The sequence below is a fragment of the Cumulibacter soli genome (assembly GCF_004382795.1).
Lineage (GTDB): Bacteria > Actinomycetota > Actinomycetes > Mycobacteriales > Antricoccaceae > Cumulibacter > Cumulibacter soli.
The window spans coordinates 67,868-80,081 of the sequence record NZ_SMSG01000002.1 but is presented as its reverse complement, the minus strand read 5'-3'; the positions used below and the strand labels follow the sequence as shown (position 1 = coordinate 80,081).

The following is a 12,214-nucleotide window of genomic DNA, read 5'->3' as shown; positions in this document are numbered from 1 at the left end:
CCGTCTGGGTTCTTAGCTCACGTCGCCGCTGCCGGCGCCGCCCTGTTCGGGTAGGTACAACACCTTGTCGTCGTCCTTGGCAGGATCGCCGATTCCGTCGGTGTTGTAGGTGCTGACCCAGTACCCGCCGCCTACCGGGTCGAGCGCGATGGCGCGCAGTCGACCGAACTCGCCGGTGTACTGCAGTACCGGGGACCCGTTGACGGTTCCGTCCTGACTCAGAACCGACTTCGCCACCGATTCGGAGTCAGTGCCGGCAGTGGTGATCTGAACCTCCGTGGCCGCGCAACCAGCAGCGCCGGCGCTCTCCTCGGAGTAACTGATAATTGGGGACATCGCATTCATACCGCCCTGATCTTTGGACGGACCTGCGACTTCGTACACGGCGTTCCCGCTCAGTTGCCCGCCGTTTGGACTGCCCCCGTTGACGACGTACACGCCAACCCCGTTCGTGCACAGCCCGAGGGGATTGGAAACCCCCTGGGACATCACAATCCCTTCGGTGGCCGCCGGCGCCGGGTCGCCCCAATGGTCGACCGCGAGGATCTTGCCGGAGTATTGGCTACCCGAACCGCCGATAGCGATCAGGAGGCTGCCGTCCGGTCCGAAAGTGAGCGCGGCGGGCGCCTTCGGTAGCCCGGTGACGATGTCCTTAGTGACGCCTTTGCCGTTGAGGCTGACGATGCGGCCTTCGGTCTTGGTGGTGATGTACGCGTAGACCAGCCCGTTTTCGAGGTACTTCGGCGAGGCTGCCATCGACACCAGCCCGCCGCCGTCACTACCGTCGATACCGCTGAGGGTATACAGCTTCTTTTGCTTCATTTCCTTGGCAGGAAATACCTGGGTGACCGTACCGCTTACCCGTTCGCCGACCAGCGCAGTGCCGTCGGGTAGCGCCGTGAGCGTCACCGGTTGATCCAGATCGGTGGCGCGCACGTTATCGCTCGCGCTCTCTTCATCGCTGTCCGGTTCGCTGCCGGTGGGCGGCCCAGGCTCCTGTGGCTGCGGAATGTTCGGCACTGCCGGGCTGCCTTGTTCGACCCAGTTGCCGGAACCTGTGTAGTTGCCCTCATCGCTCGCGCAGCCGCTGAGCAAAACCATGGCGACGCTGATCGCGATGCCGCTCAGACCGTAACGGGAGCGGAGTTGCATCGGTACGCCTTTCCTAGCGCTGCGGGACGGGTCTACGACGCACCAGTGTACGTTTTGGTGCCCCGATGCGGCGTACTTCTGTCGGCTAGACCGAGGCTGCGGTATGGACCGCAGTGAGGTGCGCGGACAGCTCGGCGGCAAAGGTGTCGAGCGCTCCGCTGAACGAACTGTTGTGCGGTTCGACCATGTACCGCAGCGACAGACCGTTGAGGAAGGCGACGACGCTGACCGCGAGCTGTTCGATATCGGTGTCCCAGGCGTACTGCCCGTCGCGTACGGCGTAATTGAGCAGGGTGAGCACCGTCGCGTGCGCTTCGGCGTACTGGTAGGTGCCGAGATCGTGCAGGTCCGGGTCATAGTGCGCGTGCACCGTGATGTCGAACATCACCGCGTGCGTCTGTGGGTTGGCGAGGACGTCCTGCCACCACGCCTCGAGCGCGGCACGAATCCGGTCGGTTGGTGTCCGCGCTGCTTCGATTGCGTTGGTCGATAACGTGATGAAATCCGGCATCCTGCTGGTAACGACGATGCGGAGCAGATCCGCGCGGGTATCGAAGCAATAATGGAACGAGGACTGCGGCATATTTGCTTCGGCGCAGATCGCGCGCGTGGTCGCCGCGGCGACGCCTTCGCGGGCCATAACACGCCATGCGGCCGCGATCAGCAGATCGCGTCGCTCGGAGATTGCTAACCGCACCATTCGACGAGCCTCCTCTGGTATATCCACGCAATCCTATTCACAATAGGATTAGGAATCGTGCTCCTGGGGCGATCCGGGCGAAAATAGTTCCTGGCGAAGCATCGGCAGGTCGCGTGGACGTACGGTCGGCACCCGCACCGACGAGCCGTCGGCGCGGTCCAGGTGCACCTTGTTGTCCACGATGGTGAATCCGACCAAATCCTCACGCGCGATGGTGACGCTCGCGAAGAGTCCACGCACGCGTACGTCGTCTGGTGATACGTCGAGGCCAACCCGGCGGAGCATGACGATCGCGAGAACAAATGGAACGGCCACCAACAGACCCCACCAGCCCAGCGCGGCGGCGAGCGGAAACGCGCAGAGCGCACCGATGACCAGCGGCACGATCGCCGTCGGCGTATACCGAAGCCGACGTACTTCCGGTGCCTTGCTGCGGGAAGTCGAGTGGACCCTGGCGCTGGCGGGTGCAACCGGGGACGTGTCATGCGGGGGGTGACTCACCTAAGTTATTTTGCCACCATCGCCTCAGCGCGCGCCGAGGAGACCAGTGGTCCCATATGGCAGTACGACGTTCCTAAAATATGGGATCAATTTGACGGCGGTTCGCGCGCGGGAGCAATATGGCCGCATGCAGTTCGCTGAAGGTCTCGTACTTATTGCGTAGCGCGTCGACGACGTTCGACGCGCCCACCCCCGTAGTGCCACGGCACTGGGGGTTTTTTCATGCGTACGACCGGCACCACACTGACAACTGAACCGACGAGCAGTGCGCTCGCGACATCCCACGAGGAACCCGCACGGTCCTGAGCTCGTGATCCGAGGAAGGAAACACCATGGCCAACCCAGCCACAGTTACGCCGCAGCCGCCCCAGCGCGGCTCGAATGTGTCTGACGAACGCATCGTCGCCGAATGTAGCGGCGCCCAATCGCTGGTCTACTCCCTGGAGCAGGTCGGTGTCGAGACCTTGTTCGGCATCCCCGGGGGCGCCGTCCTGCCGGTCTACGACCCGCTCTTCGATTCATCCATGCGCCACATTCTGGTGCGCCACGAACAGGGTGCCGGTCACGCCGCCGAGGGCTATGCCCAGGCCAGCGGCAAAGTCGGTGTCTGCATCGCGACGTCCGGTCCGGGCGCGACAAACCTGGTGACCCCGATCGCCGATGCGCACATGGACTCGGTGCCGATCGTGGCTATTACCGGCCAGGTGGGTGCCGCGCTGCTGGGCACCGATGGCTTTCAGGAAGCCGACATCTGCGGCATCACGACGCCGATCTCCAAGCACAACATGCTGGTGACCGACGCGGCAGACATTCCTCGCGCCATCGCCGAGGCGTTCCACATCGCCGAGTCCGGACGCCCGGGACCGGTGCTCGTTGATATTCCGAAGAGCGTCCTGGAGGCGCGGACCACCTTCCGTTGGCCGCCGCAGATCGATCTGCCCGGTTACCGCCCCGTCACGCGGCCGCACCTGAAGCAGATTCGTGAGGCCGCGCGGATGATTCACGCGGCGAAACGTCCCGTGCTGTACGTCGGCGGCGGCATCATCAAGGCGAACGCGTCGAAGGAACTGCTCGCGCTCGCCGAATTGTCCGGCATTCCAGTGGTGACCACTCTGATGGCGCGTGGAGCCTTCCCCGACTCGCACGAGTTGCACCTGGGCATGCCGGGTATGCACGGCACGGTCCCCGCGGTCACGGCATTGCAGAAGGCGGACCTGTTGATCGCGCTGGGCACGCGGTTCGATGACCGGGTCACCGGGCAGTTGAAGAGTTTTGCGCCGGAGGCGAAGGTCGTGCACGCCGATATCGACGCTGCCGAAATCGGGAAGAACCGCGCCGCGGATGTGCCGATCGTCGGCGATTGCAAAGAGACGATGACCGAACTCGCTACGGCATTGCGAGCGTTGCGTGAGGGTTCCGAGCCTGCCGACCTGACCGACTGGTGGCAGCAGCTGAACCGCTGGCGGGAAAAGTTCCCGCTGGGTTATGACTGGCCGGCCGATGGCACGCTCGCACCGCAGTACGTGATCGAACGGATCAACGCGCTCACCGCCGATGACGCCGTGTACGTCGCCGGAGTGGGCCAGCACCAAATGTGGGCCGCCCAGTTCGTCACCTACGACCAGCCGCGCACGTGGTTGAACTCCGGCGGACTCGGCACGATGGGGTACGCGATTCCGGCGGCCATGGGGGCCAAGACGGCGATGCCGGACAAGGTCGTTTGGGCGATCGATGGCGATGGCTGCTTCCAGATGACCAACCAGGAGCTCGCCACCTGCGCGATCGAAGGAATTCCGATCAAGGTCGCCGTGATCAACAACGGTAACCTGGGCATGGTGCGGCAATGGCAGACGCTGTTCTACCAGGAGCGGTACTCCAACACCGAGTTGGGCACGCACAAGCACCGCATTCCTGATTTCGTGATGCTTGCCGAGGCGTTGGGCTGCGCGGGTATTCGCGTCGAATCCAAAGAGGATGTCGATGCCGCCATCGAAAAGGCGCTCGAAATCAACGATCGACCAGTGCTCATCGACTTCATCGTCGGTAAGGACGCGCAGGTCTGGCCGATGGTGGCCGCCGGTACGAGCAACGACGAGATTCTCGCGGCCCGCGACCTGCGGCCCGACTTCGACGAGGAGTAGAGGCGAAGATGACAACCAGCCGCCACACCCTGTCCGTGCTCGTGCAGGACAAACCCGGGGTGCTCGCTCGGATCGCCGGGCTTTTCAGCCGACGCGGGTTCAACATCGAGTCGCTCGCTGTGGGACCGACCGAACAGCCCGAACTGTCGCGCATCACCGTCGTGGTCGCCGTCGAAGAGAACCAGATCGAGCAGGTGACCAAGCAGCTGAACAAGCTGATCCAGGTCATCAAGATCGTGGAGTTGGATTCGGCGAGTTCGGTGCAGCGTCAGATCATGCTGATCAAGGTCCGCATTGACGCTCACCACCGCACTCCCGTGCTCGAGACGGTGAATCTGTTCCGCGCGAAGGTCGTCGATGTCACCACCGACTCGGTCACCGTCGAAGCGACCGGAACCGCCGAAAAGCTCGCAGCGCTCAATGCGGCGCTCGAACCGTTCGGTATTCGCGAACTCGTACAGTCCGGCGTCGTGGCCATCGGTCGCGGCCCGCGTTCGATCACCACCTCGCACGTGCGCTCTGCCGACCGCGCGAGTTAATCCATTACCAACCCGAATCGCCACACCCGGCCACCAGGCCGAACAAACCGAAGGGAATGCCAAGGATGGCAGCAACAATGTTTTACGACGACGACGCGGACCTGACCAAGGTCCAGGGACGCAAGGTCGCCGTCATCGGTTACGGCAGCCAGGGCGAGGCGCACGCGCTGTCGCTGCGCGACTCCGGCGTCGACGTTCGCGTCGGCCTGCAGCCCTCCTCCAAGAGCCGTCAGAAGGCCGAAGATGAGGGCCTGCGCGTCGTCACTCCGGCAGAAGCCGCGGCCGAGGCCGACCTGATCATGATTCTGGCGCCGGACCCGGCGCAAGCCTCGCTGTACGAAAACGAGATCGCCCAGCACCTCAACGACGGTGACGCAATCTTCTTCGGTCACGGCTTCAACATCCGCTTCGGCTACATCAAGCCCCCGGCCAACATCGCCGTCGCGATGGTTGCTCCGAAGGGCCCGGGCCACCTGGTTCGTCGCGAATACGTCGACGGCAAGGGTGTGCCGTGCCTCGTTGCTGTCGAGCAGGACCCTTCCGGTGACACGCTCGCGTTGGCGCTGTCGTACGCGAAGGCGATCGGCGGTACCCGCGCCGGCGTCATCCAGACCACCTTCACCGAGGAGACCGAAACCGACCTGTTCGGCGAGCAGTCGGTGCTCTGTGGTGGCGTGAGCCGCCTCGTCCAGCAGGGCTTCGAGGTGCTGACCGAGGCCGGTTACCAGCCTGAGGTCGCGTACTTCGAGTGCCTGCACGAGCTGAAGCTGATCGTCGACCTGATGTACGAAGGCGGCATCGCGAAGCAGCGTTGGTCCGTCTCCGACACCGCCGAGTACGGCGACTACACCTCCGGCCCGAAGGTCGTCGACGACCGCGTCAAGGAGAACATGAAGTCCGTTCTCGGCGCGATCCGCGACGGCTCGTGGGCGCAGGCCTTCATGGACGACCAGGCCGCTGGCGCTCCTGACTTCAAGGCACGTCGCGCCGAGCAGGAGACGCACCCGATCGAGGCCACCGGTCGTGAGCTGCGCAAGCTCATGAGCTGGGTCGCGACTCAGGACGACTACCAGGAAGGTACGGCGGCCCGCTGATGAAGCTCGCAGTAATCCCCGGTGACGGCATCGGCATCGAGGTCACCGCGGAAGCACTGAAGGTGCTCGACGCCGCAGGCGTGGCGAGTGAGCAAACGTCGTACACCCTCGGCGCAAAGTTCTGGCACGAGACGGGCGAACTGCTGCCCGAATCGGTCCTGGAAGAACTGCGTGGACACGACGCGATCTTGCTCGGCGCGATCGGTGACCCGTCCGTGCCACCGGGGATTCTCGAGCGCGGGATGCTCCTGAAACTGCGGTTCGCGTTCGAGCACTACGTGAACCTGCGCCCATCGAAGCTGTACCCGAACACCGAATCGGTGCTCGCCGGGGACCCGCAGATCGACTTCGTCGTATTCCGCGAAGGAACCGAAGGCCCGTACGTCGGCAACGGGGGCGTGATCCGTCAGGGAACCGTCAACGAGATTGCCACTGAGGTGTCACTGAACACCGCGTTCGGGGCTCGCCGAGTGATCGAGGCGGCTTTCGAGACCGCGCAGAAGCGTCCGCGCAAGCACATCACGCTGGTCCACAAGACCAACGTACTCGTGCACGCGGGCGGACTGTGGCAGCGCACGTTCGATGAGGTGGCGCAGCAGTACCCGGATGTGACCACGGCGTACTCGCACGTCGATGCCGCGATGATCTACCTGGTGACCGACCCGCAGCGCTTCGATGTCATCGTCACCGACAATCTGTTCGGCGACATCGTGACCGACCTCGCTGCGGCGGTGACCGGCGGTATCGGACTGGCGGCATCGGGCAACATCGATGCGTCCCGTGCGAACCCGTCCATGTTCGAGCCGGTGCACGGTTCGGCGCCCGACATCGCGGGGCAGAACCTGGCCGACCCGACGGCGGCCATTCTGTCGGCGAGCATGTTGCTCGATCACATGGGCGATGCGGCTACGGCGGCGCGAATCGAGAAGGCCGTGACGGCCGACCTCGCGGCTCGTGATCGCAACAACGCCGGGTCGACCACCGATATCGGTGACCGCATCGCCAAGCTCGTAGCCGATTCCTAGATCGCCCCTATCAAAGGAAAACTCGATGACTACCCAGGTGAGCCCGCTCGGCGATTCCTTCCACGTATATGACACGACGCTGCGCGATGGCGCTCAGCGTGAGGGGATTAGTTACTCCGTTGCGGACAAGCTCGCCGTCGCGCGTCTGCTCGACGAGCAGGGTGTGGGTTTCATCGAGGGTGGCTGGCCGGGCGCGCTACCGAAGGACACCGAGTTCTTCGAGCGCGCCCGGACCGAGCTCGACCTGACGACCGCGCAACTGGTGGCGTTCGGGTCTACCCGCAAAGCGGGTGGTACGGCGGCCGCTGACCCGCAGGTGCAGGCGCTGCTGGACTCGCAGGCACCGGTGATCTGTCTGGTCGCCAAGTCCGACGTACGACACGTCGAACAGGCGCTACGCACCACGCGTGCGGAGAACCTCGCGATGGTGAGTGACACCGTCGCACACCTCGTCGCGCAGGGTCGGCGAGTTTTCGTCGACTGCGAGCATTTCTTCGACGGCTACAAGTACGACTCGGCGTACACCCTGTCCGTGATGACCGCGGCCTTCGAGGCCGGCGCCGACGTCGTGGTCATGTGCGATACCAACGGCGGAATGCTGCCCGGCGGTATCCACGAGGTGGTCAGCGAAGTCCGCGCCGCTGTGCAGGGCCGCCTGGGCATTCACTGCCAGGACGACACCGGCTGCGCGGTTGCGAACACGCTCACCGGCGTACAAGCCGGCGTCAGCCACGTGCAATGCACCGCCAACGGGTACGGCGAACGTACCGGTAACGCCGATCTGTTCGGCGTCCTCGGCGGCTTGGTCGCCAAACTCGATATGAAGGTGCTGCCCGAGGGGCGTTTCGCTGAGATGCAGCGGATCTCGCATGCGCTGGCCGAACTGGCAAACCTTGCCCCCGACACGCACCAGCCGTACGTCGGCGCCTCATCCTTCGCGCACAAGGCCGGTTTGCATGCCAGCGCGATCAAGGTTGCGCCCGAACTCTACAACCACATGGACCCCGCCGAAGTCGGCAACGATATGCGCATCCTGGTCACCGAGATGGCCGGTCGCGCGAGCGTCGAACTCAAGGGTCGCGAACTCGGTGTGGATATCGCCGATGATCCGGCGGCTGTGGGACGAGTAGTTGAGATCGTCAAGAAACGTGAGGCAGAGGGGTGGTCCTATGAGGCCGCCGACGCTTCATTCGAACTGCTCCTGCGTGATGAGCGCGATCCGCAACGTCGACGAGCCTTCACTCTCGAGTCGTATCGCGTCATCGTCGAACACCGCGATGGCGAAGTGATCTCGGAAGCCACCGTCAAGGTCCTCGTCGGCGATTCCCGGGTGATCGCGACCGCGGAAGGAAACGGTCCGGTCAACGCACTGGACCAGGCGCTACGTCAGGCGATCATCGGTCACTATCCGCAGTTGGCCGGCATCGATCTGGCCGATTACAAGGTGCGGATCCTCGAGGGGCGGGCCGGTACGGACGCGACCACCCGCGTACTGATCGACACTACTGATGGTGAACGCACCTGGACCACGGTCGGCGTGCACCAGAACGTCGTCGAGGCTTCGTGGACCGCGCTCGTCGACAGCGTCGCGTACGCCCTGGAGGCTTAGCGGCACATCCTGGCGGGTTCGCCGCCCGGGCGCCTAGTCGAGTCGGACCCTGCCGGCCGATAGCACCGTGATCGCGCGCAGTACGTGCGATAGTGGCGGGTCAGTGTTTGTCAGCGAGACGACATACGGCGTGGCATGTAGCGCCGCTCCGGACTTCGGACGAGGCTCCGGGTCATCCTCGGAATCCTCCTCCTGCGGCAGCGGCTTAATCTTGTCGAACGCGTCCTCGCTCGGCACTTTCGTCGGCGGTGGGGGATCGGACTGAAAGTCCAGCGGTCGTAGGAATTCCGGTTCCGTGAGGTCGAGTTGCGGCTCCGCGGATTCTGCTGATTGCTCCTCGACAATCTCGCGTACGTGGATCGCCAGCGTTGGATTCCTGGTACCGATCAGGCGGATCATCGCCACGTCAGCCCAGGCGGCCTCGAGCTCCGGATGTTGGCGAGTAGCCGGGAGTCGGATTCCCGCCGCATCCGCACTCAGCAGCACCCGTCCGCGGCGTGCCCACCACAGCGTCAGCCCGGCGCCAACCAGCAGCGCGACGACGGTCGCAATCAGCGCCGACCACAGGATTCCGTTGGTGAAGTACGCAGCCTCCGAGCGAGCTAGCACGATGATTGCGGGCACCCAGAACACCAGCAGCACACTCACACCGAGCAGCGCGAGTGCGGCCCGTAGGCTCCGGCGTACGTCGCGCCGGACGACCAGCGATCGCGGGCTTGCGCCGGCGGAGCTGTCATCGGTGCCGGTGGTGGTAGGGGGCTCAGCAGTCACGATCACTCACCCTAGACGAAACGGGGCCCGAGACCGGTTTCATTCAACCGGTATCTCGGCTCAGTAGTCGAGCACGACCTTGCGACGGTCACTGAACGTGGAGATGCCGACTTCGAACGCCTCATTCGCATCGGCGATATCGAAGCGATGCGAGATGTTTTGTGCGAGTAGTTTCGGGTGCGAGCGCGCATATTCGATCGCCACGTCCAGCGATGCGGAGTGATCGAGGACGGCGCCGCTGACCAAGCGGGCGCTACGGCGCAGGAAGACCGCCATCGGGAAGGGGTAGATTCTGTCGTCCGGGATGCCGAAGTAGAAGATGGTTCCGCCCATCCGCACGGCGTTGACTGCGTCGGTGAGTGTGCCGACCTGATGGCCGACAGCCTCGATGACGACGTCGTATCGCACCGGGTCGGTGGTGAGCCGGCTCGCCCAGCGATCGCTCGTCGTGGTGATGACGTCATCTATTCCGAAGTCCGCGGCAATCGCGCTGCGGTCGACCGGGTCGACCCCGGTCACGCTGGCGGCGCCGCGTTGCTTCGCGCCATGCGCAAACAACAGACCGATCGGGCCGAGGCCGATGACCGCGACCTTCGCGCCAGGCAGGCAATCGGTGAGCCGATCCAGGGTGTAGAGCACGCAGGCCAACGGCTGCAGGGTGATGGCGTCGGCGACCTCAATGTCGTCCGGCACTGCCATCACGCTGCTGGCCTTGGTCGCGACCAGTTCAGCGAGGGCATCGAATCCAGTCGCCCAGCCGACTACGACCGTCCCCGGCTGGTGGGTTCCGGTGGGGTCGGCGACGACCTCGCCGACGACCTCGTGCAGTGGGAAGCCGTTGGACTCCGCCGCGAGTGTCCCGTCCTCGTTGATCAGTTGGGACTTCAGACCTCGATACGCGGGGTAATCGCTACCGCACAGACCACCGTGCATCGGTCGCAGCAAGAGATGTCCGGGCGCCAGCGAGGCGGCGTCCAGGTCCGGAACGTCAATGCGCTCCATGCGCCGCGGCGCAATCATCCGATATGCCCACATGGTGACCTCCGTGGTCCGCGACAGCGTGCGCGGTTCTAAGTTGGAACAAATGAGTTAGTGGAAACCTACACGGAGGCATAGTTATGAACGGTGCGCATTCGTTGATGAACACCCTCGTCGCCAACGGCGTCGATGTGTGCTTCGCGAACCCAGGGACATCCGAGATGCATTTCGTGGCCGCGCTCGACGACACCGACGGGATGCGATGCGTGCTCGGCCAGTTCGAGGGTACGGTGACCGGCGCGGCGGACGGGTACGCGCGGATGAGCGGTAAGCCCGCTGTCACTCTGCTGCACCTCGGCCCGGGAATGGCCAACGGTCTGTCGAATCTGCATAACGCCTTGCGTGCAAAATCGCCGATCGTCAACGTAATTGGCGATCACGCCACCTATCACCGTCATCTGGACGCTCCGTTGACCTCGGATATCGAGGGTGCAGCGCGCCCCTTCAGCCACTGGGTCCGCACGACTCCGGACGCGAACAGCGTCGCCACGGACACCACCGCAGCGATTCGCGAGTCTTGGCGTCGCCCAGGTCGTATCGCCTCGCTGATCCTTCCGGCGGACGCCGCGTGGAACGACGTCACCACTGAGGCCACCGGCGAGTTAGCGGGCTCGCCGGACGCCTCACCGGCCGACGAGCAGGCCATCACCGCAACCGCCGCGGCGTTGAGCGCTGGTCAGTCGACGGCGCTGATATTGGGGCCGGGGGCCACCCTGGAAGGCCCGTTGCAGGCGGCCGGCCGGATCGCGGCCGCGACCGGCGCTCGGTTGCTGGCGCCGACGATGACCTCGCGGATCACCCGCGGCGCCGGACGAGTACCCGTGGAGCGGATCCCCTACAGCCCCGAACCGGCAACGAAGTTCCTCGAGCAGTTCGACACGTTGATTCTGGTCGGCGCGAAAGCGCCGGTGAGCTTCTTCGCGTACCCGGGCAAGCCCAGCGTGCTGTATCACCGCGACACACGGGTCATCGAGTTGGCGCGCGAGGACCAGGACCTGACCCTCGCGCTGGAGTCGCTGGTCGCCGAACTGGGGGCGGAGAACGCGACGGTGCGCACCAGCGACCTCGTCCTACCGCAGGTGCCGAACGGCGCGATGAGCATCGACAAACTCGGCGCGCTGATCGGTGCCCTGCTACCGGAGGACGCTATCGTCGTCGACGAGTCGATCACGTCCGGCCGCGCGCTCGTTCCGGAGACCGAGTCGGTACGTCCACACGATTGGCTAGTGGGGTCCGGCGGCTCGATCGGCTACGCGATGCCGTGCGGAGTGGGCGCGGCCGTTGCATGTCCCGACCGCAAGGTGATTGTGCTGGAGAGCGACGGCAGCGCGATGTATCAGCCGCAGGCACTGTGGACGGCGGCGCGCGAGAATCTGAACATGCTGGTGCTGATCTTCGCCAACCAGAAGTACGGAATCTTGCACCACGAGATGCACAACGTCGGCGTACCGGAGTTCGGTGCGAAGGCACGCGCTTTGCTGGATCTGGACAACCCGGCGATCGACTTCGTCGGCCTGGCGAAGTCCTTGGGCGTACCCGCGACTGCAGCGAGCACCATGGACGAGTTGGCCGCGCAAATGCGCGCTGGTCTGGCCACTGAAGGCCCCGCGCTGATCGAGGTGCGGCTGTAAGAAACCTCCAGTG

Annotated in this window: 11 protein-coding genes; 6 read left to right on the top strand and 5 right to left on the bottom strand. The window is 64.6% G+C overall.

The window, feature by feature from the left end; genetic code table 11:
• Positions 1-12: 12 nt before the first annotated feature.
• The 3 genes from E1H16_RS04165 to E1H16_RS04155 all read right to left on the bottom strand — a co-directional run bounded on the left by E1H16_RS04165 (position 13) and on the right by E1H16_RS04155 (position 2,353).
• Positions 13-1,152 carry a PQQ-dependent sugar dehydrogenase gene (locus E1H16_RS04165; protein WP_134322456.1) on the bottom strand — a complete coding sequence of 380 codons (1,140 nt, stop codon included), beginning with the start codon at positions 1,150-1,152 and terminating at the stop codon, positions 13-15.
• Between the two features lie 85 nt (positions 1,153-1,237).
• A complete protein-coding gene (locus E1H16_RS04160; protein ID WP_134322455.1) occupies positions 1,238-1,852 on the bottom strand; it encodes a TetR/AcrR family transcriptional regulator in 615 nt (204 codons plus the stop codon).
• Between the two features lie 48 nt (positions 1,853-1,900).
• Positions 1,901-2,353, bottom strand: coding sequence for a PH domain-containing protein (locus E1H16_RS04155; RefSeq protein ID WP_134322454.1), 453 nt, complete (start codon positions 2,351-2,353; stop codon positions 1,901-1,903).
• Between the two features lie 332 nt (positions 2,354-2,685).
• Between E1H16_RS04155 and E1H16_RS04150 the strand changes: the two genes are divergently transcribed.
• The 5 genes from E1H16_RS04150 (at position 2,686) to cimA (ending at position 8,761) form a co-directional block, all read left to right on the top strand.
• Positions 2,686-4,494: an acetolactate synthase large subunit gene (locus tag E1H16_RS04150; RefSeq protein WP_134322453.1), complete on the top strand. Its 1,809-nt coding sequence runs from the start codon at positions 2,686-2,688 to the stop codon at positions 4,492-4,494.
• 8 nt (positions 4,495-4,502) lie between these two features.
• On the top strand, positions 4,503-5,033 hold the full coding sequence (gene ilvN / locus E1H16_RS04145) for an acetolactate synthase small subunit (RefSeq protein WP_134322452.1): 531 nt from the start codon (positions 4,503-4,505) through the stop codon (positions 5,031-5,033).
• Between the two features lie 65 nt (positions 5,034-5,098).
• Positions 5,099-6,127 carry a ketol-acid reductoisomerase gene (ilvC, locus tag E1H16_RS04140; protein WP_134322451.1) on the top strand — a complete coding sequence of 343 codons (1,029 nt, stop codon included), beginning with the start codon at positions 5,099-5,101 and terminating at the stop codon, positions 6,125-6,127.
• Positions 6,127-7,152 carry a 3-isopropylmalate dehydrogenase gene (locus E1H16_RS04135; RefSeq protein ID WP_134322450.1) on the top strand — a complete coding sequence of 342 codons (1,026 nt, stop codon included), beginning with the start codon at positions 6,127-6,129 and terminating at the stop codon, positions 7,150-7,152. Before ilvC ends, E1H16_RS04135 begins: the two co-directional genes overlap by 1 nt.
• Positions 7,153-7,177: 25 nt before the next feature.
• Positions 7,178-8,761, top strand: coding sequence for a citramalate synthase (gene cimA, locus E1H16_RS04130; protein ID WP_134322449.1), 1,584 nt, complete (start codon positions 7,178-7,180; stop codon positions 8,759-8,761).
• Positions 8,762-8,794: 33 nt separating this feature from the next.
• On the opposite strand, the gene E1H16_RS04125 is transcribed toward cimA, so the two are convergent.
• Positions 8,795-9,532 carry a hypothetical protein gene (locus tag E1H16_RS04125; RefSeq protein ID WP_134322448.1) on the bottom strand — a complete coding sequence of 246 codons (738 nt, stop codon included), beginning with the start codon at positions 9,530-9,532 and terminating at the stop codon, positions 8,795-8,797.
• Positions 9,533-9,592: 60 nt separating this feature from the next.
• Positions 9,593-10,567: a zinc-dependent alcohol dehydrogenase gene (locus tag E1H16_RS04120; protein ID WP_134322447.1), complete on the bottom strand. Its 975-nt coding sequence runs from the start codon at positions 10,565-10,567 to the stop codon at positions 9,593-9,595.
• Between the two features lie 83 nt (positions 10,568-10,650).
• Between E1H16_RS04120 and E1H16_RS04115 the strand changes: the two genes are divergently transcribed.
• Positions 10,651-12,201: an acetolactate synthase large subunit gene (locus E1H16_RS04115; protein WP_134322446.1), complete on the top strand. Its 1,551-nt coding sequence runs from the start codon at positions 10,651-10,653 to the stop codon at positions 12,199-12,201.
• The last annotated feature ends 13 nt before the right edge of the window (positions 12,202-12,214 follow it).

Bases quoted from the DNA above. Each gene is read 5' to 3' on its own strand.
- E1H16_RS04115 (WP_134322446.1), top strand. From the start codon at position 10,651: ATGAACGGTGCGCATTCGTTGATGAACACCCTCGTCGCCAACGGCGTC.
- ilvN (WP_134322452.1), top strand. From the start codon at position 4,503: ATGACAACCAGCCGCCACACCCTGTCCGTGCTCGTGCAGGACAAACCC.
- cimA (WP_134322449.1), top strand. From the start codon at position 7,178: ATGACTACCCAGGTGAGCCCGCTCGGCGATTCCTTCCACGTATATGAC.
- ilvC (WP_134322451.1), top strand. From the start codon at position 5,099: ATGGCAGCAACAATGTTTTACGACGACGACGCGGACCTGACCAAGGTC.
- E1H16_RS04160 (WP_134322455.1), bottom strand. From the start codon at position 1,852: ATGGTGCGGTTAGCAATCTCCGAGCGACGCGATCTGCTGATCGCGGCC.
- E1H16_RS04120 (WP_134322447.1), bottom strand. From the start codon at position 10,567: ATGTGGGCATATCGGATGATTGCGCCGCGGCGCATGGAGCGCATTGAC.
- E1H16_RS04165 (WP_134322456.1), bottom strand. From the start codon at position 1,152: ATGCAACTCCGCTCCCGTTACGGTCTGAGCGGCATCGCGATCAGCGTC.
- E1H16_RS04135 (WP_134322450.1), top strand. From the start codon at position 6,127: ATGAAGCTCGCAGTAATCCCCGGTGACGGCATCGGCATCGAGGTCACC.
- E1H16_RS04150 (WP_134322453.1), top strand. From the start codon at position 2,686: ATGGCCAACCCAGCCACAGTTACGCCGCAGCCGCCCCAGCGCGGCTCG.